At 74.0% G+C, this 21840-nt stretch carries 21 protein-coding genes; 12 read left to right on the top strand and 9 right to left on the bottom strand.

All coding sequences use genetic code 11. From position 1 onward, the window contains the following. Positions 1 to 135: 135 nt before the first annotated feature. Together ACI79Q_RS10455 and ACI79Q_RS10450 are read left to right on the top strand one after the other, a co-directional pair. Positions 136 to 561: a PaaI family thioesterase gene (locus ACI79Q_RS10455; RefSeq protein WP_456590588.1), complete on the top strand. Its 426-nt coding sequence runs from the start codon at positions 136 to 138 to the stop codon at positions 559 to 561. A gap of 87 nt (positions 562 to 648) precedes the next feature. After that, positions 649 to 2247, top strand: coding sequence for a 4-coumarate--CoA ligase family protein (locus tag ACI79Q_RS10450; RefSeq protein ID WP_456597345.1), 1599 nt, complete (start codon positions 649 to 651; stop codon positions 2245 to 2247). Here the strand turns inward: ACI79Q_RS10450 and ACI79Q_RS10445 are convergent. Further along, positions 2231 to 3256: an AraC family transcriptional regulator gene (locus tag ACI79Q_RS10445; protein WP_456590586.1), complete on the bottom strand. Its 1026-nt coding sequence runs from the start codon at positions 3254 to 3256 to the stop codon at positions 2231 to 2233. The genes ACI79Q_RS10450 and ACI79Q_RS10445 overlap by 17 nt on opposite strands. Positions 3257 to 3414: 158 nt before the next feature. On the opposite strand from ACI79Q_RS10445, the gene ACI79Q_RS10440 reads away from it, so the two are divergent. After that, complete coding sequence (locus tag ACI79Q_RS10440; RefSeq protein WP_456590585.1) at positions 3415 to 4098, top strand: NAD(P)-dependent oxidoreductase; 684 nt, start codon at positions 3415 to 3417, stop codon at positions 4096 to 4098. 78 nt (positions 4099 to 4176) lie between these two features. Continuing rightward, a complete protein-coding gene (locus ACI79Q_RS10435) occupies positions 4177 to 5169 on the top strand; it encodes an NAD(P)H-quinone oxidoreductase (RefSeq protein ID WP_456590584.1) in 993 nt (330 codons plus the stop codon). Positions 5170 to 5228: 59 nt separating this feature from the next. Here the strand turns inward: ACI79Q_RS10435 and ACI79Q_RS10430 are convergent, their stop codons facing one another. Beyond that, positions 5229 to 6449 (bottom strand): cysteine desulfurase-like protein, encoded by a 1221-nt coding sequence (locus ACI79Q_RS10430; RefSeq protein WP_456590583.1) that lies wholly within the window; start codon positions 6447 to 6449, stop codon positions 5229 to 5231. An 86-nt stretch (positions 6450 to 6535) separates the two neighbouring features. Here ACI79Q_RS10430 and ACI79Q_RS10425 point away from each other — a divergent pair, with 86 nt between their 5' ends. Beyond that, positions 6536 to 7084, top strand: coding sequence for a bacterial proteasome activator family protein (locus ACI79Q_RS10425; protein ID WP_456590582.1), 549 nt, complete (start codon positions 6536 to 6538; stop codon positions 7082 to 7084). 132 nt (positions 7085 to 7216) lie between these two features. Further along, positions 7217 to 7489 (top strand): hypothetical protein, encoded by a 273-nt coding sequence (locus tag ACI79Q_RS10420; protein ID WP_456590581.1) that lies wholly within the window; start codon positions 7217 to 7219, stop codon positions 7487 to 7489. A 64-nt stretch (positions 7490 to 7553) separates the two neighbouring features. Here ACI79Q_RS10420 and ACI79Q_RS10415 read toward each other — a convergent pair whose 3' ends face one another. The 5 genes from ACI79Q_RS10415 to serS all read right to left on the bottom strand — a co-directional run bounded on the left by ACI79Q_RS10415 (position 7554) and on the right by serS (position 14150). Further along, positions 7554 to 9194 carry a methyl-accepting chemotaxis protein gene (locus tag ACI79Q_RS10415; RefSeq protein ID WP_456614660.1) on the bottom strand — a complete coding sequence of 547 codons (1641 nt, stop codon included), beginning with the start codon at positions 9192 to 9194 and terminating at the stop codon, positions 7554 to 7556. Positions 9195 to 9372: 178 nt separating this feature from the next. Next, a complete protein-coding gene (locus tag ACI79Q_RS10410; RefSeq protein WP_456590304.1) occupies positions 9373 to 11028 on the bottom strand; it encodes a methyl-accepting chemotaxis protein in 1656 nt (551 codons plus the stop codon). A gap of 119 nt (positions 11029 to 11147) precedes the next feature. Then, positions 11148 to 11951 (bottom strand): HAD family hydrolase, encoded by an 804-nt coding sequence (locus ACI79Q_RS10405; protein ID WP_456590303.1) that lies wholly within the window; start codon positions 11949 to 11951, stop codon positions 11148 to 11150. After that, positions 11944 to 12852: an HAD family hydrolase gene (locus ACI79Q_RS10400; protein ID WP_456614659.1), complete on the bottom strand. Its 909-nt coding sequence runs from the start codon at positions 12850 to 12852 to the stop codon at positions 11944 to 11946. Before ACI79Q_RS10400 ends, ACI79Q_RS10405 begins: the two co-directional genes overlap by 8 nt. Next, complete coding sequence (gene serS / locus ACI79Q_RS10395; protein WP_456590301.1) at positions 12849 to 14150, bottom strand: serine--tRNA ligase; 1302 nt, start codon at positions 14148 to 14150, stop codon at positions 12849 to 12851. Before serS ends, ACI79Q_RS10400 begins: the two co-directional genes overlap by 4 nt. A gap of 195 nt (positions 14151 to 14345) precedes the next feature. On the opposite strand from serS, the gene ACI79Q_RS10390 reads away from it, so the two are divergent. From ACI79Q_RS10390 to ACI79Q_RS10375, 4 genes are all read left to right on the top strand, one after another. Further along, the gene (locus ACI79Q_RS10390; RefSeq protein ID WP_456614658.1) at positions 14346 to 15770 is read left to right on the top strand and encodes a GuaB1 family IMP dehydrogenase-related protein; all 1425 of its coding nucleotides are present in this window, start codon (positions 14346 to 14348) and stop codon (positions 15768 to 15770) included. Then, positions 15767 to 16114 carry a metallopeptidase family protein gene (locus ACI79Q_RS10385; RefSeq protein WP_456590299.1) on the top strand — a complete coding sequence of 116 codons (348 nt, stop codon included), beginning with the start codon at positions 15767 to 15769 and terminating at the stop codon, positions 16112 to 16114. Before ACI79Q_RS10390 ends, ACI79Q_RS10385 begins: the two co-directional genes overlap by 4 nt. Positions 16115 to 16266: 152 nt before the next feature. Then, positions 16267 to 16596, top strand: a complete 330-nt coding sequence (locus ACI79Q_RS10380) for a GroES family chaperonin (RefSeq protein ID WP_456590298.1) — start codon at positions 16267 to 16269, stop codon at positions 16594 to 16596. Positions 16597 to 16641: 45 nt separating this feature from the next. Beyond that, positions 16642 to 16983 carry a hypothetical protein gene (locus ACI79Q_RS10375; RefSeq protein ID WP_456600510.1) on the top strand — a complete coding sequence of 114 codons (342 nt, stop codon included), beginning with the start codon at positions 16642 to 16644 and terminating at the stop codon, positions 16981 to 16983. Positions 16984 to 17005: 22 nt separating this feature from the next. Here the strand turns inward: ACI79Q_RS10375 and ACI79Q_RS10370 are convergent, their stop codons facing one another. Beyond that, positions 17006 to 17485, bottom strand: a complete 480-nt coding sequence (locus ACI79Q_RS10370; RefSeq protein ID WP_456600509.1) for a MarR family winged helix-turn-helix transcriptional regulator — start codon at positions 17483 to 17485, stop codon at positions 17006 to 17008. Positions 17486 to 17562: 77 nt separating this feature from the next. Here ACI79Q_RS10370 and ACI79Q_RS10365 point away from each other — a divergent pair, with 77 nt between their 5' ends. Both ACI79Q_RS10365 and ACI79Q_RS10360 read left to right on the top strand, forming a co-directional pair. Continuing rightward, complete coding sequence (locus tag ACI79Q_RS10365; protein WP_456614657.1) at positions 17563 to 19755, top strand: MMPL family transporter; 2193 nt, start codon at positions 17563 to 17565, stop codon at positions 19753 to 19755. A gap of 20 nt (positions 19756 to 19775) precedes the next feature. Continuing rightward, complete coding sequence (locus ACI79Q_RS10360; protein WP_456597357.1) at positions 19776 to 20654, top strand: ketopantoate reductase family protein; 879 nt, start codon at positions 19776 to 19778, stop codon at positions 20652 to 20654. Positions 20655 to 20813: 159 nt separating this feature from the next. Here the strand turns inward: ACI79Q_RS10360 and pheA are convergent, their stop codons facing one another. Beyond that, a complete protein-coding gene (gene pheA, locus ACI79Q_RS10355; RefSeq protein ID WP_456614656.1) occupies positions 20814 to 21761 on the bottom strand; it encodes a prephenate dehydratase in 948 nt (315 codons plus the stop codon). Positions 21762 to 21840: the final 79 nt, after the last annotated feature.

Raw genomic sequence — 21840 nt, 5'->3', positions numbered from 1 at the left:
GATCAGGTGACCTGATCGTTATGGGTCCTGGCTCAGCGTCGACGGTGAGCCAGGACCCCGCACGGTGAGCCAGGAGGTCGCCCGGCGAGGCGGGTGCCGGTCGCCGTCCCGAGGGCGCTCGCTACGTTGCCAGCCATGTCCGCCACCGGGTTCCTGACCGCCGACGAGCTCAACGACCTGCTGCCGGGCACCTTCCCGGGCCTGCTCGGCATCGTCGTCGACACCCACGAGCCCGGCCGGCTCACGAGCCACCTCGACATCCGGCCCGAGCTGCTGGCACCCAACGGCTACCTGCACGCCGGCACTGTCGTCACCCTGGCCGACACCAGCTGCGGGCTGCCGACGCGGGCGCTGCTGCCCGCGGGCTCCAGCGGGTTCACCACGATCGAGCTGAAGAGCAACCACCTGGGCACCGCGCGCGAGGGGCGCATCGCGTGCGAGGCGACCAACGTGCACGCCGGGCGGACGACCCAGGTGTGGGACGCCGTCGTGCGCAACGCCGACACCGGGAAGACCATCGCGCTGTTCCGCTGCACGCAGTCGGTGCTCTGGCCCCGCTGATCGGGCGAACCCGCCGGTAACCCCCTTGTGAGCGGGGACACCGCGGGTGTGAGACTGGCGCCACACACCATGCGAGGAGGAACACCCGTGGCGCTGTCCAGCCCTTATCCCGACGTCGAGATCCCGAACGTCTCCGTCCCCGAGTTCGTCCTGGCGGCCGGCCGGGAGAAGCCCGACGCACCGGCGCTGATCGACGGCCTCAAGGGCGACGTGATCACCCACGGTCAGCTGGCCCAGTACGTGGACCGGGTCGCCGCCAACCTGCACGCCCGCGGGCTGCGCAAGGGCGACGTCGTCGCCGTCTTCTGCCCGAACACCCCGTGGTTCCCGGTGGTCTTCCACGGCATCGCCGCGGCCGGCTGCGTGATGAGCCCGATCAACTCGCTCTACACGCCCGAGGAGATCGCCTTCCAGCTGAAGGACTCCGGGGCGAAGATGCTCATCACCATCTCGCTGTTCATGGACCGCGCCACCGCAGCCGTGGAGAAGTCGCCGGTCGACGAGGTCATCGTGCTCGACGGCGCCGAGGGCCACGCCAACCTGTTCGACCTGCTCGGCGCCGACGCCCCGAGCGTCCAGGTGGACATCGACCCGGCCAACGACCTGGTCACGCTCCCCTACTCCAGCGGCACGACCGGGCTGCCCAAGGGCGTCATGCTCACCCACCGCAACCTGGTGGCGAACGTCGCGCAGTGCCGCCCGCTGATCCAGCTGGGCGAGGAGGAGCGGATCATCGCCGTCCTGCCGTTCTTCCACATCTACGGCCTCACCGTGCTGATGAACCAGGGCCTGGCCTGGGGCGGCGCCGTCGTCACCCTCCCGCGGTTCGACCTCGAGGACTTCCTGCGCACCATCCAGGACCACAAGATCACCCGGGCGTTCGTGGCGCCGCCCATCCTGCTGGCCATGGCCAAGCACCCGCTGGTCGACCAGTACGACCTCTCCTCGCTGACCTCGATCCTCTCCGGCGCCGCCCCGCTCGACGAGCAGCTCGCGCTGGCCGCCCAGGACCGGCTGCGCAAGGGCGCCGACACCGGCGTCTCGGTCGGCCAGGGCTACGGGATGACCGAGCTCTCCCCGGTGTCGCACACCACGCCCGACCCGGGCGCGGAGCCGCCCGGCGTCACCAGCGAGGTGCCGAAGGGCTCGGTCGGCTACGCGGTGCCCAACACCGAGTGCCGGCTGATCGACCCGGGCACGGGTGAGGACGCCGCGCCGGGCGAGCGCGGCGAGCTGTGGGTGCGCGGCCCGCAGGTGATGAAGGGCTACCTCAACAACCCCGACGCCACCGCCGGCACCATCGACAGCGAGGGCTGGCTGCACACCGGCGACGTCGCGATCGTCGACGAGCACGGCCGCTACACCGTCGTCGACCGGGTCAAGGAGCTGATCAAGTACAAGGGCTACCAGGTGGCCCCGGCCGAGTTGGAGGCCGTGCTGATCAACCACCCGGAGATCGCCGACGCCGCGGTGATCGGGGTGCCGGACAAGGAGAGCGGCGAGGAGCTGCCCAAGGCGTTCGTGGTGCGGGCCCCCGGCTCGGAGCTCACCGAGGACGCCGTGATGGCCTACATGGCCGAGAAGGTGGCCCCGCACAAGAAGATCCGCTTCGTCGAGTTCATCGAGCAGGTGCCGAAGTCGGCGGCGGGCAAGATCCTGCGCAAGGACCTCAAGGCCCGGGCGTAACCGACGACGACGGCGCCGCATCCCCCCGGGGGCGCGGCGCCGTCGCGCGTCCGGGGGCGGATCCCTCCGGCCGGCCCCGGACGGTCACCGGCGGCACCGCCGTCACCCGCTTGTAGGCCCGGGAGAAGGCGGCCTCGGACTCGTAGCCCAGCTGCCGGGCCAGCTCGTTGACCCGGGCACCGCGGGCGAGCGCGGCCGTGGCGAGGTGCATCCGCCAGCGGGTCACGTAGCGCAGCGCGGGTTCGCCGGCGAGCTCGGTGAAGCGGGCCGCGAACGCCGAGCGCGACATCCGCGCCTCACGGGCGAGCCGGTCCAGCGTCCACGCCGCGCCCGGCTCGCGGTGCACCGCCGCGACCGCCCGGCCCACCTGCGGGTCGCGCAGCGCGCGCAGCCACCCGGGCCCGGTGGCCCCGGTGTCCAGCCACCCGCGGATCGCCTGCACCACGATGACGTCGGCCAGCCGGGTGACCACCGCCTCGGCGCCGGGCCGGTCCTGGCGCACCTCGTCGGCGATCATCCCCAGCAGCACCGACAACCAGCCCGCGCGCGCGTCGCCGGCCTCGACCAGCAGCACCGGGGGCAGCAGGTCGAGCAGGTGCAGCGCACCCGGCCGCTCGGGCTCGACCACCCCGCAGATCAGCCGGGACGGCGCCCCGCCGCCGTCGATCCGCAGCACCGAGTAGTGCTCGCCGAGGTAGTCCTGCGGCAGCAGGTCGGCCCGGCCCGCGATCGGCGCGCCCGGATCGCTGCGCAGCAGGTGCCCGCGCCCGTGCGGCACGAGCGCCAGGTCCCCGGCCCGTAGCTGGTGCACCGTGCCGTCGACCTCGAGCAGGCAGCCGCCCTCGGTGACCACGTGGAAGCTCATGCAGCCCGCAATCGCGGGCATCTCCGCGCCCCAGGGTGCCCGGCCCTCGGCGCGGCAGTAGAACGTGCCGCGCATGCGCAGGTCGCCGAGGACGCCCCCGAGCGGGTCGACGGGAGCCCAGGGGGCGGCGGGGTCGACGGCCATGCCGAGAGCCTGACCGCGCGGGGACCGCCAGTCCAGATCCGCTGGACGAACGGTCATGGAACGGCGACGGACGGGCGTTCTCCCGACTGCCCGTCCAGACCAGGGTGGACGACGTCGGCAACGCGCCGGCAGCACCTCCACCACCGAAGGAGCGGGTCATGCGAGTACTGGTCGTGGGAGCGACGGGCGGTTCGGGTCGGGCAGCGGTCGACGCCCTGGTCGCCCGAGGACACGAGGTCACCGCGTTCGCGCGGGCGGCGGGCACGGCGTTCGGCGGACGGCGCGGCGCCCGTGGGGTCGACGGGGATGCGACGAGCGCGGCCGACGTCGGCCGGGCCGTGGACGGCCAGGACGCCGTCGTGGTCGCTCTGGGCATCGCCGAGCCCGCGCTGAGGGTGCGGCTGCGCGGCAGTTCCGGCACACCCCTGGACGTGCGCTCGCGGGGGACCGCCACGGTGGTCGCCGCGATGCAGCGGCACGGCGTGCGCCGGCTCGTCGTCCAGTCGTCCTACGGGGTCGGCGAGACGCGCGACCGGCTGCCGTTCACCTCACGGGTGGTCTTCGCCCTGGTTCTCCGCCCGCAGATCGCCGACCACGAGCGGCAGGAGCAGATCGTGCGGGCCAGCGCGCTGGACTGGACGATCGTGCAGCCGGTCTACCTGACCGACGGCGACGAGGCCGCCACGACGTCCCGGACGGGCGGGACGGACGGGATGAAGGTGTCCCGCCGGGCCGTCGGCGCGGTGCTCGCCGACCTCGCCACCGCCAGCGACGCCGTGGGCAGCACCGTCGCCGTCTCCGGCGCGGCAACGGCGCCCGACGCTAGCCTGCGAGCGGCGTAGGGCAAGAGCGGCCCCCTGCCGGCGCCCGACGCGAGCCTGCGAGCGGCGGGGGGCAGGGGGTCCTTCTAGGGTCGGGCCATGCGCGCGGTGACGATCAGCGAACCCGGCGGCCCGGAGGTGCTCACCTGGGCCGAGGTCCCTGACCCGGTGTGCGGCCCCGGCGAGGTGCTCGTCGACGTCGCGGCCGCCGCGGTGAACCGGGCCGACCTGCTCCAGCGGCAGGGTTTCTACCCGCCGCCCAAGGGCGCCAGCGAGATCCTCGGCCTGGAGTGCAGCGGCGTCGTCAGCGAGGTCGGCGAGGGCGTGACCGGCTGGTCGGTCGGCGACGAGGTGTGCGCGCTCCTCTCCGGTGGCGGCTACGCCGAGCGGGTCGCCGTCCCGGCCGGGCAGTTGCTGCCCAAGCCCGCCGGGGTGGAGCTGGCCACGGCGGCCGCGCTGCCCGAGGTGACCTGCACGGTGTGGTCGAACGTGTTCATGCTGGCCCGGCTCGGCAGGGGCGAGACCTTCCTCGTCCACGGCGGGTCCAGCGGCATCGGGACCATGGCCATCCAGCTCGCCGCCGGCGCCGGGGCCCGCGTGCTCACCACCGCCGGCACCGCGGCCAAGCTGGACGTCTGCCGCGAGCTCGGCGCCGAGGTCGCGATCAACTACCGCGACGAGAACTTCGTGGAGCGCGTGCGCGAGGCGACCGACGGCCGCGGCGTCGACGTCGTCCTGGACAACATGGGCGCCAAGTACCTGGCCCGGAACCTGGAGGCGCTGGCCGTCGGGGGCCGGCTGGTGATCATCGGCATGCAGGGCGGGTCGAAGGCGGAGCTCGACATCGCCACGCTGCTGCGCAAGCGGGCGGCGGTGCACGCCACCGCCCTGCGTTCGCGGCCGGCGACCGGCCCCGGCGGCAAGGCCGACATCGTCGCCGCGGTGCGGCACGACGTGTGGCCCGACGTCGAGCGCGGGACGATCCGGCCGGTCGTCGACCGGCGGCTACCCATGGCGCGGGCGGCCGAGGCGCACCGCGTCGTCGAGGCGAGCGAGCACGTCGGGAAGGTGCTGCTCCTCCCCGGCTCCTGAAAGAGGACCCCGTCCTCCTCACCCCTCGCACGCTCGGGGCGAGCCTCGGGACGGGGCCGTCAGCGGGGACGCAGCCCCGCGACCGCGTCGATGATCCGGCCGACCTCGTCGGCGGTGTTGTAGTGCATGAGCCCCAGGCGCACCGCGCCCCCGCTCTCGTTCACCCCGAGGGCGTCGAAGAGCTCCCGGGCGTAGAAGTCACCGTCCCAGGCGCAGATGCCTGCCCGGGCCAGCTCTGCGGCCACCTGGCGGGGGCGCATGCCGGCGACGGTGAACGACAGCGTGGGGGTGCACCGCTCGGGCTCGCCGAGGACCTGAACGTGGCGCATGGCCCGCAAGGCCTGGTCCAGCCAGTCGAACAGGTCACCCTCGTGCCGGGCGACGGCGGCCATCGACGCCCGGAGCCGGTCGCGGCGACTGCCGATCGCCTCGGCGCAGAGCCCGGCCAGGTGGTCGACGGCGGCGCTCACCCCCGCGTACAGCTCGAACGGCGGCACCCCCGTCTCGAACCGGTCGGGCACCCGGTCCGACGAGGGCAGCAGCTTGTCCGGCCGCAGGTACTCCAGCAGCTCCGGGTCGGCCACCAAAGCAGCGACGTGCGGCCCGCACCACTTGTAGGCCGACACCGCCAGGAAGTCCGCACCGAGCGAGCCCTTGTCGAGGAACACGTGCGGGGCGGCGTGGACGGCGTCGACGTAGACCAGCGCACCGACCGCGTGCGCCTGTGCGGCGATGCCGGCGACGTCGGGCCGGGTGCCCAGTGCGTTGCTGGCGGCGGTGACCGCCACCAGCCGGGTGCGCCGGGTGAGCAGGTCGGCGTACTGCCAGGCGGGCAGCTCGCCGGTCTCGATGTCGACCTCCGCCCAGCGCACCTGCACCCCGGTGGTCGCGGCCAGCTGCAGCCACGGCCGGACGTTGGCGTCGTGGTCCAGCCGGCTGAGCACGATCTCGTCACCGGGGCGCCAGGTGCGGGCCAGCGCGCGGGCCATGCCATAGGTCAGCGCGGTCGCGCTCGGCCCGAGGACGACGCCGCCGGGCCGGCCGCCGACCAGGTCGGCCACGGCGGCCCGGGCACCGGAGACCAGCGCCTCGGCCCGCCCGGACGCCGGGAAGACCCCGCCCCGCTCGGCGATCGGCGTGCGCAGCGCGGAGCCGACCGCGTGGGCGACGTTCTCGGGCACCAGCGAGCCGGCCGGGCCGTCGGCGTGGACGTAGCCGTCGGACAGACCGGGGAAGAGACCGCGGACCCGAGCGACGTCCAGCCGGCCCCCCGATGCCATGGTCCGACCCTAGTTCCTGCCCCCGGTCGGCCCGCACTCTCCCGGCCCCCGGCGGAGCGTCCGCGCCACCGGGCAGGATGGGTGGCATGACTGCACCGCAGAACGGCAACGAGCGCCCCCAGCAGGTCGTCGTGGTCGGGCCGGACGGGCGTCCGGTCGGCACCGTGCCGATGCCCCAGGGGGCCGACGACGAGGGCAACGGGGGCATGGACGTCGGCGAGCTGGTGGAGCAGCCCGCGAAGGTCATGCGGATCGGCACGATGATCAAGCAGCTGCTCGAGGAGGTCCGCGCGGCCCCCCTCGACGACGCCAGCCGCAACCGGCTGCGCGACATCCACGCCTCCTCGATCCGCGAGCTGGAGCAGGGCCTGGCCCCCGAGCTGCGCGAGGAGCTGGCGCGCATCTCGCTGCCGTTCAGCGAGGGCGAGACGCCCTCGGACGCCGAGCTCCGGATCGCGCAGGCGCAGCTCGTGGGCTGGCTGGAGGGCGTCTTCCACGGCATCCAGACGGCGCTCTTCGCCCAGCAGATGGCCGCCCGGGCCCAGCTGGAGGAGATCCGGCGGAAGGCCCTTCCCGGCGGGCAGCACCCGGCGGGCCAGCCGGACCTCCGTCCGGGTGGCGGCCAGTACCTGTAGCGCGCGATCCGACCGGAACCCACCGGTTCCCCTGACCGGGTGACGCTGGTCGCCGGCGGTTTCCGGGGGCGGGCCCGCGCTCACTGACGGTCCGGCGCCGGGACCGCCCCGGCCCCATCCCGGGAGGATCCCGTGACCACTCAGCAGTCGAGCAGCCCGTCCACGCGCAGCGGCCAGAACGGCCTGGCGATCGCCTCGCTCGTCACCGGCGCCGTCGGCGTCGTCTTCGCGATCCTGTTCGCGATCATCGGCCTGGCCCTGGGCGTCGTGAGCGTGGGCCTGGGCGTCGCCGCCCGGCGCAACAGCACCCGCACCGGCCAGGCCACCGCCGGTCTGGTGCTCGGTGCGGTGGCGGTCGTCGCCGCCGTCGTGAACATGGTGATCGCCTACAACGTGCTCACCTGAGCCGGACGCGCGACGGCGCCGCCCCCGGGTCGGGGGACGGCGCCGTCGGGCGTGCCGGGTTGGTTCAGACGGTGAAGCGGGCGACCGCCTCCTGCAGCTCCCCGCTCATCCGGGCCAGCTCCGCGGCGGCCCGCTGCGCGTCCTCGACCCGCTGGTTGGTCTCCTGCGTCCCCGCGGCCAGCCCCGAGATCGCCGCGGCGATGTCCTGCGAACCACTCGCCGCCTCGGCCACGTTGCGGTTCATCTCGTTCGTCGTCGCCGTCTGCTCCTCCACCGCCGCAGCGATCGTCGCCTGGAAGTCGTTGATCTCCCCGATCACCGCACTGATCTTGCCGATCGCATCCACCGCACCCGCGGTGTCACCCTGGATCGCCTCCACCCGCTTGGAGATGTCCTCGGTCGCCCGCGCCGTCTCCTGCGCCAGCTCCTTCACCTCGCTGGCCACCACCGCGAACCCCTTGCCCGCCTCACCGGCGCGCGCGGCCTCGATCGTGGCGTTCAGCGCCAGCAGGTTCGTCTGCTCCGCGATCCCGTTGATCAGCTTGATCACCGTGGCGATCTCCTGCGAGGAGTCACCCAGCTTCCCCACGGTCTTCGTCGTCGTCTCCGCCACCGTCACCGCCTGACCCGCCACCCGGGCCGCCTCGGTCGCGTTGTGCGCGATCTCCCGGATCGCCGACTCCATCTGCGACGACCCCGTCGCCACCGTGTCCACGCTCGAGGCCACCGCACCCGCGGAGGTCACCACCTCATCGGCCTGGCCGGCCGCGAGGCGGGCGTTCTCCCGCATGCCCTCGGCGGCGCCGCTGAGCTGGTGGGAGGCCGTGGCCAGGCGGGTGGAGGAGTCGTTGACCAGCAGCAGGACGTTGCCGATCGAGTCCAGCGTGTGGTCGAGCGACGCCGCCATCTCGCCCAGCTCGGCGCCACCGGTACGACCCGCCCGCACCGTCAGGTCACCAGCGGCCACCTGCGCGAGCACCTCGCGGATCCGCTGCACGGGCCGGGTCACGCCGCGAGCGACCACCATCGCCAGGACCACGGCGACCAGCAGGCCGGCGGCGATGATCAGCAGGGTGAGCGTCCGCGCCGTCTCGTAAGCGTCCTTGGCGTCCTCCGCCGTCGCCACCGCAGATGCGGCCGCGGCGTCGGTCGCCTCGATCAGCGACTCCTCGATGATGGTCTCGTTCTCGGCCATGGTCTGCAGCAGCCCCGGCATCGCAGCGGGGTCGGTCCCGCTGACCGCCTGGAGCTGGGCGAGGGCCGCGAGGTAGTTCTGGGTCGCCGTCGCGAACGTCTCGTACGCCGCCCGGGCCGCCGCGTCCAGGGGCATCTCACCCACCGCGGCGATGTGCTCGGCGAGCGACTCGCTGGAGGCCGCGGTGCCCCGCTGCGCCTTGGCGATCGTCTCGGGGGGCAGCGTGGGGATGGAGGCCCGCGCAACATTGGTCGACAGACGCCACCAGTCGCTCTCGAGCTCCTGCAGCCCGTGGAGCGGGACGGCGCCGTTGTCGTAGACCTGCTTGGACTGGTCACTGAGGGTGGACATCCGGTCGATGCCGAAGGCGCCCACCCCCACGGTGGTCAGCGCGACGACGAGGATCGAGCCCAGCAGGCGGCCGCGCAGCCCGATGCCGGACAGCCCCCGGGGCTGCTGGTCGTCCCGCGCCGTGTTCGCCGCGGTGTCGGGGTCCTGCACGCGCTCCATGCCTGCTCGCTCTCCTGGAAGTCGGTCGGTCCGAGAGGACCGTCGTCCTGCTCATCGGCAGGCCGAACGGTGGAGTTCACCCCAGTCGTGGAACGGCTCCACCGGTAGGGGTGCGCGGGACGCGCGACGGCGCCGCCCCCGGGTCGGGGGACGGCGCCGTCGGGCGTGCCGGGTTGGTTCAGACGGTGAAGCGGGCGACCGCCTCCTGCAGCTCCCCGCTCATCCGGGCCAGCTCCGCGGCGGCCCGCTGCGCGTCCTCGACCCGCTGGTTGGTCTCCTGCGTCCCCGCGGCCAGCCCCGAGATCGCCGCGGCGATGTCCTGCGAACCACTCGCCGCCTCGGCCACGTTGCGGTTCATCTCGTTCGTCGTCGCCGTCTGCTCCTCCACCGCCGCAGCGATCGTCGCCTGGAAGTCGTTGATCTCCCCGATCACCGCACTGATCTTGCCGATCGCATCCACCGCACCCGCGGTGTCACCCTGGATCGCCTCCACCCGCTTGGAGATGTCCTCGGTCGCCCGCGCCGTCTCCTGCGCCAGCTCCTTCACCTCGCTGGCCACCACCGCGAACCCCTTGCCCGCCTCACCGGCGCGCGCGGCCTCGATCGTGGCGTTCAGCGCCAGCAGGTTCGTCTGCTCCGCGATCCCGTTGATCAGCTTGATCACCGTGGCGATCTCCTGCGAGGAGTCACCCAGCTTCCCCACGGTCTTCGTCGTCGTCTCCGCCACCGTCACCGCCTGACCCGCCACCCGGGCCGCCTCGGTCGCGTTGTGCGCGATCTCCCGGATCGCCGACTCCATCTGCGACGACCCCGTCGCCACCGTGTCCACGCTCGAGGCCACCGCACCCGCGGAGGTCACCACCTCATCGGCCTGGCCGGCCGCCGCCCGGGCGTTGGCGGCGATGCCCTCGGCGGCGCCGTCGAGCTTCTGCGAGGCGTCGGCCAGTCGGTTCGCGGAGTCGCCCACCAGCCGCAGCACCCCGCCGATCGAGTCGAGGGTCCGGTCGACCGAGGCCGAGACGCGGGCCAGCTCGGCGCCGCCGGTCGGGCCCACCCGGACGCTGAGGTCGCCGTCGGCCACCCGGTCGAGCACCTCGCTGATCCGCTGCACCGGGCGGTTGATGCTGCGGGCCACCAGAACGGCCAGCCCGACCGACACGACGAGGCCGATCCCGATGACGAGGAACGTCAGCGTGCGCGCCGCCTCGGCGGCGTTCCTCGCGTCCTCCGCGATGGCGTCGGCGAACTCCGACTGCGCGTCGGCGGCCTCGGTGAGGGCGGCGATCGCCTCGATCTCGGCGGCGTCGAGCTCGGCGCCGGCGGTCTCCAGCTGCGCCAGCTGGGCCGGGTCACCGCTCTCGAGGGCAGCGATGATCTCGCCGAGCGTGGTGAAGTAGTCGGTCATCGCGGGCTCGAAGCGCTCGAAGGCCGCGCGCGACGCGGCACCCAGCGGCTCACCGTCGACGAGGCCGGTCAGCTCCTGGATCCGGGCCTGCACCTCGGTGGCGCGGGCCTGGTACTGGGCGACCGCCTCCGGCTGCAGCCCGGGGATCGTGGTGCGCGCCGAGTTCGCCTGGTACTCCCACCAGGCCGACTGCAGCAGCCGGATCTCGTCCAGCGGCACCGTGCCGTCGTGGTAGATCTGCTCGGCCTGGTCGCTGAGCACCGCCATGCGGGAGGCCCCGATGACGCCGACCGCCAGGGTGGTCAGGGCGACGAGCAGGATCGCCAGCAGGAGCCGGCCCTGCAGACCGACCCGGCGGAACAGCCCGCGCCCTCCCTCCGCCGCGTGGTCGGAACCGTGCTGAGCCGTTGGTGCGACAGCGGCGTCCATGCCGAGCCTCCCGAGGGACAGAACCGCTCCACCGGCGGTCGACTTCCCGGGTTTTCGGCAGATCGCGCGCCGGATTGAGCCGACCCAAGGCTGGAGTCACTCCAGCGGAGCACGAACGGCTAGAGCGACCTCAGGAAGGTGGCGACGCCGTCCTCCTCGTTGGTCCCCGTGACGTCGGTGGCGACGGCGAGCAGGTCGGGGTGCGCATGCGACATCGCGACCGCCCGGCCGCCGCCGTCGCGCACCCACTCGAAGGCGGCGATGTCGTTGGGCATGTCGCCGAAGACGACGACGTCCTCGGGGCCGATCCCGTGCCGGGCGGCGACCGTGGCCAGGCCCGACGCCTTCGTCACCCCGGTCGCGGAGATCTCCGCGAGGGCATCCGTCGACGAGCACGTGACCGTCGCCCGCCCGCCGATGACCTCCTCCACCAGGGCCACGAACTCGTCGCGCGGCAGCTTCTCGTGGCGGGCCAGGAGCTTGGCGACCGGTTGCTCCAGCATCTCCTCCAGCGTCGCCTCGGCGACCCCCGGCGCGTCGACGTCCCACCGTGGCTTGTAGATCGGCTCGTGGCGGAACTCCAGCCCGTACTCGACCGCGAACCAGGTGTCCGGCTGCCGCCGGCGCAGCTCGGCCGTGACCGACCGGAGGACGTCGGGGTGCACCGGCTCCTCGTGGAGGATCTCGAAGCTCTCCAGGTCCAGGAGCACGGCGCCGTTGCAGCACACCGCCGTCCCGTAGCCGAGCACCTCGCGGATCCGGCGCATCCACCGCGGCGGGCGGCCGGTGGCCAGCACGACCGGGACGCCGTCGGCCCGCCAGCGCTCCAGCTCGGCGACGGTCGCCTCGCTGACCGTGTCGTCCCAGCGCAGGAGCGTGCCGTCCATGTCGCTGGCGATCAGGCGGGGACGCCAGTCAGCCATCGAGCACCGCCTCCAGGTACCGGGCGACCCCGTCGGCGCGGTGGCCGCTGGTCACGTGGGTGGTGACGGCACGAACCGCCGGGTGCGCGTTGGCGACGGCGACGGCCCGGCCCCCGGCCTCCGCGACCGCGGTCAGCATCGGCAGGTCGTTGGGCATGTCGCCGAACACGAGGACGTCGGCGAGGTCGACGCCGAAGCGCTCGAGGGCGACGGCCAGGCCGGTGGCCTTGGTGATCCCCGGCGGCAGCACCTCGATGAACCCGAGGCCGGCGTGGGTCAGCTCGGCGTCGGCCGGGTCGACGACGGAGCGGGCGAGCGCGAGCAGCTCGTCCTGGCCGATCGTGGGCGAGCGCAGGAAGACCTTGAGCACGGCCTCGGCCGGCAGCACCTCGTCCTTGGCCACGAGCTCGGCGTCCTCCGGGTAGGGCCAGTCGAAGCCGTGCTGCACCCGCAACGCGCCGCGCGCCTCGCTCTGATGGGCGGCGTCCTCCACCGCCAGCACGAGGTCCCCGGCCACCGCCTCGATCCGCTCGATGACCGCGGCCGCCTGGCTCCGCGGAAGGGCGACTGTGCGCAGCACCTCGTCGCGTTCCAGGTCGACGACGAAACCGCCCTGCGCCAGCACCGCGATGCCGCGCCCACCGAGGGCGACGCGCACGCTCTCCAGCAGCCGGGGGCCGCGGCCGGTGACGCCGACCACCGGGATGCCGGCGTCCCAGCAGGCGGTCACCGCCGCCCGGGTGCGCGGGCTGACCTCGCCGGCGTCGTCGAGGAGGGTGCCGTCGAGGTCGGTGGCGACCAGCTTGGGCCGCCACGGGCCGAGGTTCCCGAGTTCCACGACCTGGTCGGCGCCGGGCAGGACGCCGTAGGCCTGCAGAGCCTTCGGCGCGGAATCGCTCATGCCGCGGGCGGCGGGACGGGGGCCGCCAGGGTCATGCCGGGGGTCAGCGCCTCGACGCCCCCCAGCCACGGTCGCAGCGCCACCGGCACGTGCACCGAGCCGTCGGCCCGCTGGTGCACCTCGAGCAGGCAGGCGATGGTGCGGGCGATGGCGCAGAGCGTGCCGTTCAGCGTGGCCGCGGTCTGGTTCTTCCCGTCCTCGTCCCGGTACCGGATGGTCAGCCGGCGGGCCTGGAAGGTGGTGCAGTCCGAGGTGCTGGTGAGCTCCCGGTACGTGCCCTGGGTGGGGAACCACGCCTCGATGTCGTACTTGCGCGTGGCGCTGGTGCCCAGGTCGCCGGCGGCGATGTCGACGACGCGGTAGGGCAGCTCCAGGGCCTGGAGGAACTCCTCCTCCCACGCGAGCAGCCGCAGGTGCTCGGCGGCGGCGTCCTCCGGCCGGCAGAAGCTGAACATCTCGACCTTGTCGAACCAGTGCACCCGGATGATGCCGCGGGTGTCCTTGCCGTAGGAGCCTGCCTCGCGGCGGAAGCAGGAGGACCACCCGGCGTAGCGCTTCGGGCCCTGCGCGAGGTCGAGCACCTCACCGGCGTGCATGCCGGCCAGCGCCACCTCGGAGGTGCCGACGAGGTACAGGTCGTCGCGCTCGATGCGGTACACCTCCTCGTCGTGCTCGCCGAGGAAGCCGGTGCCCTCCATGGCGCTCGGCTTGACCAGGGCCGGGGCGACCACCGGGGTGAACCCGGCCGCCACCGCCCGACTGATCGCCAGCTGGGCCAGCGCGAACTCCAGCAGCGCGCCGGGGCCGGTGAGGAAGTAGAAGCGGGAGCCGGAGACCTTGGCGCCGCGCTCCATGTCGATGGCGCCGAGGGCCTCGCCGATCTCGATGTGGTCGCGCACCTCGAAGTCGTAGGTGGGCACCTCGCCGACGGTGCGCAGGGTGACCGCGTCGTCCTCACCGCCGGGCGGGACGTCGTCGGCGACCACGTTGGGGATGCGCAGGTGGACCTCGCGCAGCGCGGCGTCGGCGGCGCGCTGCTGCTCCTCTGCCTCCTTGACCTCGGCGGCCAGCGCCTTGGCCCGCTCCAGGACGGCCGGGCGCTCCTCGGGGCTCGCCTTCTTCACCGCCTGGGAAGCGCTCTTCTGCTCGGCGCGCAGGTCGTCGGCCCGCTTCACCGCGTCGCGGCGGGCGGCGTCGGCGGCGAGCAGCCGGTCGACCAGGGACTCGTCGGCGCCCCGGGCACGCTGGCTGGCACGGACGACGTCGGGGTGCTCACGCACGAGTCGCAGGTCGATCACGGGACAACAGTAGGTGAGCCGCCCTGCGAGGGGCCGACGGCGGCGCGGAGCCCGGAGGGCTTCCGACGACGTGGCCACCAGAGCGCGGTGGCCCGCCGAACCGTGCGATGTCGTGGCGATCAGCCGCTGATGGCCACGAGTTCGCATGGTTCGGCGCGGTCGTCACGGTCCGGCGAGGTACGGGACACTGGGGCAATGCGCTTCCTGCAGCGGCCCTCGCACGACCTCACCTACTCCGACGTCTTCATGGTGCCCAACCACTCGACGGTCGGCTCGCGGCTCGAGGTCGACCTGACCACGCCGGACCGCGTGGGCACGACCATCCCGATCGTCGTCGCCAACATGACCGCGATCTCGGGACGGCGGATGGCCGAGACCACCGCCCGCCGGGGCGGGTTGGCGGTGCTGCCGCAGGACATCCCGGTCGACGTCGTCACCGAGGTCGTCTCCTGGGTGAAGACCCGGCACCCGGTCTACGACACCCCGATCACCCTCTCCCCCACCTCGACCGTGGGCGAGGCGCTGTCGCTGCTCACCAAGCGCGCGCACGGGATCGTCGTGGTGGTCGAGGACGGCTCCCCCGTCGGCGTCGTCACCGATGGCCAGTGCCAGGGCGTCGACCGGTTCACCCAGCTCGCCGAGGTGATGACCCGCGAGCCGCTCACCATCCCCGCCGGCACGGACCTGCCGAAGATCTTCGACGTGCTCTCCGGTGAGCGGGTGAGCGCGGCTCCCGTGGTGGACGGCGACCGGCTGGTCGGCGTCATCACGAAGAAGGGCGCGCTCCGGTCGGCGATCTACACGCCGGCGGTGAACACCGAGGGCCACCTGCTCACCTCGGCCGCCGTGGGCATCAACGGCGACGTCGCTGGCAAGGCGGCGGCCTTGCTGGCCGCCGGGGTGGACGTGCTGGTCGTCGACACGGCGCACGGGCACCAGGAGAAGGCGATCGAGGCGGTCCGCGCGGCGCGCTCGGTGGCCGGCTCCGTGCCGGTGGTCGCCGGCAACGTGGTGACGGCGCAGGGCACGCGCGACCTGATCGAGGCCGGCGCCGACGTCGTCAAGGTCGGCGTGGGCCCGGGCGCGATGTGCACCACCCGGATGATGACCGGCGTCGGGCGGCCGCAGTTCTCCGCCGTCGAGGAGTGCGCCGCGGAGGCCCGTTCGCTGGGCAAGCACGTGTGGGCCGACGGCGGCGTGCGGCACCCCCGCGACATCGCGCTCGCGCTGGCCGCGGGCGCGGCGAACGTGATGGTGGGCTCCTGGTTCGCCGGCACCTACGAGTCGGCCGGTGACGTGCACGAGGACGGCGGCCGGCTGTACAAGGAGTCGTTCGGCATGGCGTCGGCGCGCGCGGTCAAGGCCCGGACGGCGACCCAGACCGGGTTCGAGCGGGCGCGGGCCGGCCTCTTCGAGGAGGGCATCTCCTCGTCCCGGATGTACCTGGACCCGGCCCGCCCCGGCGTCGAGGACCTGATCGACCAGATCGTGGCCGGCGTGCGGTCGTCGTGCACCTACGCGGGCGCGCGGACCGTGGACGAGCTGCACGAGCGGGCGGTGCTGGGGGTGCAGAGCTCGGCCGGCTACGAGGAGGGCCGGCCGCTGCCGACGTCCTGGTGAAGGCGCTCCCGCTCCCCGTCTTCGAGGAGCTGGTCGCCGACGCCCTCGACCAGGTGCCGCCCGAGCTGATGGGGCTGCTGGACAACGTCGTCGTCCTGGTGGAGGACCGGAACCCCGACGAGCCGGAGCTGCTCGGGCTCTACGAGGGGTACGCGCTGACCGAGCGCGGCTGGGACTACGGCGGCTCGCTGCCGGACCGGATCATGATCTACCGCGAGGCGATCTGCGACATCTGCGAGACCGAGGAGGAGGTCGTCGAGGAGGTCACGATCACCGTCGTCCACGAGATCGCGCACCACTTCGGCATCGAGGAGGACCGCCTGCACGAGCTCGGCTGGGGCTGACCCCGGCGTCTCGTGCACGAAGCGCCGGGTGGTCGGTGCGGCACCGACAGCCGAGTGCGCAGTCGTTTCCGCCGACACGGGCGGACACGCCGGGCAGACCGACCACAAGTCAGCACTCGGCCGCTCCGAGGGCCCTAGTAGCGTGGGACGACGTGCCCGAGAACAGCGCCGGCCGGTTGCCGATCAAGATGCTGCACGACCGCATCCTGGTGTCGCTGCGCCGGGAGGACGGCGAGCGGCGCTCCACCGGCGGCATCCTCATCCCGGCCACCGCGCAGGTCGCCAAGCGGCTGGTGTGGGGCGAGGCCAAGGGCGTCGGCCCGAGCGTGCGCCAGGTCAAGATCGGCGACCAGGTGCTCTTCTCCCCCGAGGACCAGCACGAGGTCGAGGTGCACGGCGAGGACCTGATCATCCTGCGCGAGCGCGACGTGCACGCCGTCGCCGCCGAGCGCATCGAAGAGAGCACCGGCCTCTACCTCTGACGGGCGCGGCTTGCCACCGGTGCGGTGGCCCGCCACCATGCTCGCATGATCAACAGCGTGCGGCCGCAGGCCCTCGCCGTCGGCGTCTGGGCACTGTTCGTCGCCGCCTCGGCGGTCCTCGCCGCGCAGCCGGGTGACCCGGGGACCGTCCCGGGCGGCTGGCTCGTCGCGCTCGCGGTCCTGGGCGTCCTGGCGGCGGGGAGCAGCCGGGTGGCGTACGCCGTCCTCGTCGCGCTGAACACGGTGCTGCTGGCCACGGCGCTGCTGCTCGCCGTCCCCATCGAGCCGACGATCGGCGCCTTCTACGCGCTGGTCGCCGCAGCACTGGCGGCCCTCGTCGGCATCCCGCTGGTCGCCCGCCGGGGCTCGGTCACCCCGACCGCCTGATCGGCCCCTCCGCGCCCGCGGCTCAGGCGGGTGGATCGGGCTCCGGGGTGCGGGCGTGCTGCTCGATCACCCCGGTCATGTCGGTCAGGAACCGGTGGACGACGGCGAGCTCGGCGTCGGAGTAGCCCTCCATCGCCGCCAGCAGGTCCCGCTGCAGCCCGCCGAAGAACTCCGCCCCGGCGGCCATCGCCTCCGATGACATCTCCAGCGTCACCCGGCGGCGATCGGCGTCGTCCCGCACCCGGCGCAGGTGGCCGGCGCGCTCCAGCCGGTCGACCAGCGCGGTCACCGACGCCGAGCTCAGCTCCACAGCCGCGCCGAGCCGGCCCGCGGTGAGCGCCTCACCGCGGCGGGCGGCGTCCATCACCGCCACCAGCGCCCGGACGTCGGTGCGCCCCAGCCCGTGCAACCCGGCGAACCGCTGCCCGACCGCATCCAGCTCCACGGTCAGCCGGCGGAGGAGCAGCGCCAGCTCCTGCCGCGCGGGATCGACCTCGGCCACCACACCTCCGTTCGCGCGCGGCACGAGACCGCCCTAATCTCTCGATCACCGAGATGATCGACCATCAAGGAAATGCGATGCCGCGCCGCACCCCCGTCCTCCGCTGGATCCTGCCTGCCGTCGTCGCCCTGCTGTGGCTCGGGCTGGCCGGACCCCTCGGCTCGTTCAGCGGCAAGCTCGGGGAGGTCTCGGAGAACGACTCCGCCGCCTTCCTCCCCGACAGCGCCGAGTCCACCCGGGTGACCGAGCTGCAGCAGCGGTTCCGCACCGAGCGCACGCTGCCGGTGATCCTGCTCTGGGAGAGCGAGGACGGCGCGCTCGACCCCGCCGCGCTGACCGAGGCGCAGGAGCGGGTCGAGGAGGCGGCCGCCCTCGCCGAGGACGCCGGCGCGCTGGCCGGCGAGCCGTCGCCGCCGATCCCGTCGGAGGACGGCGAAGCGGTGCAGGCGGTGCTGCCGTTCGACCCGGACCTGGGCGACGCGCTGGGGCAGGTCATTGCCGACCTGCGCGATCTGCCGGGCATCGACGGCACCACGGCGTACGTCACCGGCCCGGGCGCGATCTTCTCCGACTTCGCCGAGGGCTTCTCCGGCATCGACGGCCTGCTGCTGCTCGCCGCGTTCGGCGTCGTCCTGCTCATCCTGCTGGTCGTCTACCGCAGCCCGCTGCTGCCGCTGCTGGTCATCGGCACCGCCGGCCTCGCGCTGGTCGTCTCCCTCGCCGTCGCCTACTTCCTGGCCGACCGGGGCTGGATCACGGTCAACGGCCAGAGCCAGGGCATCGCCTCGATCCTGGTCGTCGGCGCGGCCACCGACTACGGCCTGCTGCTGGTCGCCCGCTACCGGGAGGAGCTGCGCCGCGAGCGGTCCCCCGTCGCCGCGATGAAGGTGGCGCTCCGGCAGTCGTGGGAGCCGATCCTCGCCTCCGGCGGGACGGTGATCCTCGGCGTCCTCTGCCTGCTCTTCTCCGACCTCGGCTCCAACCGCGCGCTCGGCCCGATCTCCGCAGTCTGCATCGCCTTCGCCATGCTCGCCGCGCTCACCTTCCTGCCCGCGGTGCTGGTCCTCTTCGGCCGCGCGGCGTTCTGGCCGTTCCGCCCGAAGTACGGCGAGGAGCACGCGCACGGCAAGGGCTGGGAGCGGGTGTCCGCCTCGGTCGGGCGCCGTCCCGGCCGGTACCTGCTCGGCAGCGGCGCCCTCCTAGTGGTCATGGCGCTCTTCCTCCCCACCTTCGACGCCGACGGCATCCCCCTGTCGGAGGCGGTCCGTGGTGGCTCCGAGTCCGGTGCGGGACAGGAGGCGCTGGCCCGGCACTACCAGGCCGGCGGCGCCAGCCCGGCGGTGATCATCACTCCCGCCGACGGCTGGCAGGACGTCGCCGACGCCGCGTCGCAGGTCGACGGCGTCGCCGGGGTGGCGCCCTTCACCGGTGGGGGCCCGCCCGGAGCGGGGAACGCCGAGCCGGTCGTGGCGGACGGACTGGTCCGCATCGACGCCACGCTGGCCGACGCCCCGGACAGCGAGGCCGCGCAGAGCACCGTGGCCGACCTGCGGACGGCGGTGCTCGACGTCGACCCCGACGCCCTCGTCGGCGGCTCGACCGCCCAGGACCTGGACACCCAGCAGACCGCCGCCCGCGACCTCGCAGTGATCGTGCCGCTGGTCCTGCTGGTGATCACCGTCGTGCTCGCGATGCTGCTGCGGGCGGTCGTGGCGCCGCTGCTGCTGGTGGGCACGACCGCGCTGAGCACCGCCGCGACCGTCGGCGTCGCCGCGCTGGTCTTCAAGCACCTCTTCGACTTCCCGGGCAGCGATCCGCAGGTGCTGCTCATCGGGTTCGTCTTCCTCGTGGCCTTGGGGATCGACTACAACATCTTCCTCATGACCCGGGCCCGGGAGGAGTCGACTCGGCACGGGGCGCGGGCCGGCGTCCTGCGGTCGCTGGCGGTCACCGGCGGGGTGATCACCAGCGCCGGGCTGGTGCTCGCGGCCACCTTCGGGGCGCTGACCGTGCTGCCGCTGGTCATCCTCATCCAGCTCGGGTTCCTCGTCGGCTTCGGCGTCCTGCTCGACACCTTCGTCGTCCGGACCCTGCTCGTGCCCTCGGCCGTGCACCTGATCGGCGACAAGGTCTGGTGGCCGGGCCGGCTGGCGCAGGGGCCCACCGAGCCGGCCGCGCCCACGGAGGAGCGCGGGCTGGAGCGCAGAAAGGACCCCGCTGCCCCCCACCACTCGCGAGCTCGCGGCGGGACCCTGCAGCGGGGCCGCTGACGTAGCGCGAGGATGGCGTCATGGATCCGTTGCGCGTGGCCGTGCTGGGACCAGGTGGCGTCGGCGGGCTGCTCGCCGCCCTGCTGGCGCGCCAGCGGCACGCCGTCACCTGCCTGGCCCGGCCGGGGACCGCGGCACACCTCGACGAGCACGGCGTGCGGGTGACCAGCGACCGCTTCGGCGAGCTGACGGCGCGGGTGCGCGGCGCCGAGCGGCTGGACGGCCCGGTCGACGTCCTGCTGGTGACGACGAAGGCCACCCAGCTGGAGGAGGCGCTCGGCCGCGTGCCCGCCGACGTGCTGGGCGGCGCCGTCGTGGTGCCGCTGCTCAACGGCGTCGAGCACCTGGCGGCGCTGCGCGAGCGCTACCCGGCGGCGCGGGTGGTCGCCGGCACGATCCGCGTCTTCGCCGACCGCCCGGCGCCCGGCGTGGTGCGGCACGACGGCGAGCTGTGCGCCGTCCAGCTGGCGCCGGGCGCCGAGCCGCTGGCCGACGCGCTGACCGCCGCCGGGGTCGACGTCACGGTTCGACCGGACGAGGCCGGCCTGCTGTGGGACAAGCTCTGCTTCCTCGCCCCCATGGCGCTGCTGACCACCCAGGCCGCGGCCCCGCTCGGCACCGTGCGCGACCAGCACGGCGAGGAGCTCGCCGCGGTCATCGGCGAGGTCGCCGCGGTGGCGCGGGCCGAGGGCGCCGCCTCCGACGCCGCCGCCACCCGCGAGTTCGCCTGGTCGCTGCCCGACGGCATGCGCTCGTCGATGCAGCGCGACGCCGAGGCGGGCAACCCGACCGAGCTGGAGGCCATCGGCGGGGCGGTGCTCCGGGCGGCCGACCGGCACGGCGTCGACGTCCCGGTCACCCGGCGGATCGTCGAGGAGCTCCGCACCCGCGCGCGGTGACGGCCCCGTCCGGAGGCTCGCCGCGAGCCTGCGAGCGGTGAGCGGGACGGGCGGCCCCGTCCGGAGGCTCGCCGCGAGCCTGCGAGCGGTGAGCGGGACGGGCGGCCCCGTCCGGAGGCTCGCCGCGAGCCTGCGAGCGGTGAGGGGGACGGGGTCCTTCTAGAGGTCGCCGGCGCGCACCCGGGCCAGCCACTCGCGGGCGTCGGCGAACGCGGCGTCGGACGACTCCGGCTGCACCGGGCGGTTCTCCCGCCCGTCCGCGCGCGGGTAGGACCCCAGGAAGCGGACGTCCTCGCACACCCGGTGAAGCGCGGCCAGCGCCTCCCCCACGCGCGGGTCGCCCACGTGCCCCTCGCAGTCGAGGGAGAAGGAGTAGACACCCAGCCGCTGCCGGGTGGGCCGCGACTCGATGCGGGTGAGGTTGATGTCGCGGACGGCGAACTCCCGCAGCAGCTCCAGCAGCGCACCGGTGCGGTCGCCCACCACGGCGACCAGCGACGTCTTGTCGTTGCCGGTCGGCGCGGCGGGCGGGGCGGACGGCTCCACCAGCACGAACCGGGTGACCGCACCGGGGTGGTCGGCGACGTCGGAGACCAGTTGCTCGAGGCCGTAGCGTTCGGCGGCGATCGCCGCGCAGACGGCGGCGTCCACCTCGCCCGCGGCCACCGCCGCGGCCGCCGCGGCCGTGGAGTTGGTCGGCAGCGGCTGGACGCCGGGCAGCAGCTCGGCCAGCCGCCCGCCGGTCTGCGCGAGGGCGTGCGGGTGGCTGGCCACCGACCGGACGGCGGACAGCGCCGTCCCCGGGCGGACGGCGAGGACGAAGGCGACCTCCAGGTACACCTCGCGGGTGATCACCAGCGGCGCGCCGTCGGCCAGCCCGTCCATGGTCGCCGGCACCGACCCCTCGACGGAGTTCTCCAGCGGCACGAGGGCGGCGTCGGCGTCACCCGATCGGACGGCGGCCAGGGCCGCGGCGACGCTCGGGTGGGGGTCCCGACGTCCCTCGGCGGTGGCGATTGCCCTGCTCAGGGCCGCTTCGGCGAAGGTACCCTCGGGCCCCAGATAGGCGAATCGCGTCGGAGACGAACTGGGTGGCATCCCGGGCATCCGACGAGGGTAGTGCGCACGGGACGAGGCGGTCGCCCGGCCCGGACGGGCACCGGGAACCGGCAGCACCGGCCCTCCG

It is taken from the genome of Blastococcus sp. SYSU DS0828 (assembly GCF_054050975.1).
Note: the sequence above shows the minus strand (reverse complement) of the source record. Positions and strands in the feature narration are given on the sequence as shown.

What these genes read in the sequence shown, in the direction of transcription:
- ACI79Q_RS10455 (WP_456590588.1), top strand. Translation starts at nt 136, where the DNA reads ATGTCCGCCACCGGGTTCCTGACCGCCGACGAGCTCAACGACCTGCTG.
- ACI79Q_RS10445 (WP_456590586.1), bottom strand. Translation starts at nt 3,256, where the DNA reads ATGGCCGTCGACCCCGCCGCCCCCTGGGCTCCCGTCGACCCGCTCGGG.
- ACI79Q_RS10440 (WP_456590585.1), top strand. Translation starts at nt 3,415, where the DNA reads ATGCGAGTACTGGTCGTGGGAGCGACGGGCGGTTCGGGTCGGGCAGCG.
- ACI79Q_RS10435 (WP_456590584.1), top strand. Translation starts at nt 4,177, where the DNA reads ATGCGCGCGGTGACGATCAGCGAACCCGGCGGCCCGGAGGTGCTCACC.
- ACI79Q_RS10430 (WP_456590583.1), bottom strand. Translation starts at nt 6,449, where the DNA reads ATGGCATCGGGGGGCCGGCTGGACGTCGCTCGGGTCCGCGGTCTCTTC.
- ACI79Q_RS10425 (WP_456590582.1), top strand. Translation starts at nt 6,536, where the DNA reads ATGACTGCACCGCAGAACGGCAACGAGCGCCCCCAGCAGGTCGTCGTG.
- ACI79Q_RS10415 (WP_456614660.1), bottom strand. Translation starts at nt 9,194, where the DNA reads ATGGAGCGCGTGCAGGACCCCGACACCGCGGCGAACACGGCGCGGGAC.
- ACI79Q_RS10410 (WP_456590304.1), bottom strand. Translation starts at nt 11,028, where the DNA reads ATGGACGCCGCTGTCGCACCAACGGCTCAGCACGGTTCCGACCACGCG.
- ACI79Q_RS10405 (WP_456590303.1), bottom strand. Translation starts at nt 11,951, where the DNA reads ATGGCTGACTGGCGTCCCCGCCTGATCGCCAGCGACATGGACGGCACG.
- ACI79Q_RS10400 (WP_456614659.1), bottom strand. Translation starts at nt 12,852, where the DNA reads ATGAGCGATTCCGCGCCGAAGGCTCTGCAGGCCTACGGCGTCCTGCCC.
- ACI79Q_RS10390 (WP_456614658.1), top strand. Translation starts at nt 14,346, where the DNA reads ATGCGCTTCCTGCAGCGGCCCTCGCACGACCTCACCTACTCCGACGTC.
- ACI79Q_RS10375 (WP_456600510.1), top strand. Translation starts at nt 16,642, where the DNA reads ATGATCAACAGCGTGCGGCCGCAGGCCCTCGCCGTCGGCGTCTGGGCA.
- ACI79Q_RS10365 (WP_456614657.1), top strand. Translation starts at nt 17,563, where the DNA reads ATGCCGCGCCGCACCCCCGTCCTCCGCTGGATCCTGCCTGCCGTCGTC.
- ACI79Q_RS10360 (WP_456597357.1), top strand. Translation starts at nt 19,776, where the DNA reads ATGGATCCGTTGCGCGTGGCCGTGCTGGGACCAGGTGGCGTCGGCGGG.
- pheA (WP_456614656.1), bottom strand. Translation starts at nt 21,761, where the DNA reads ATGCCCGGGATGCCACCCAGTTCGTCTCCGACGCGATTCGCCTATCTG.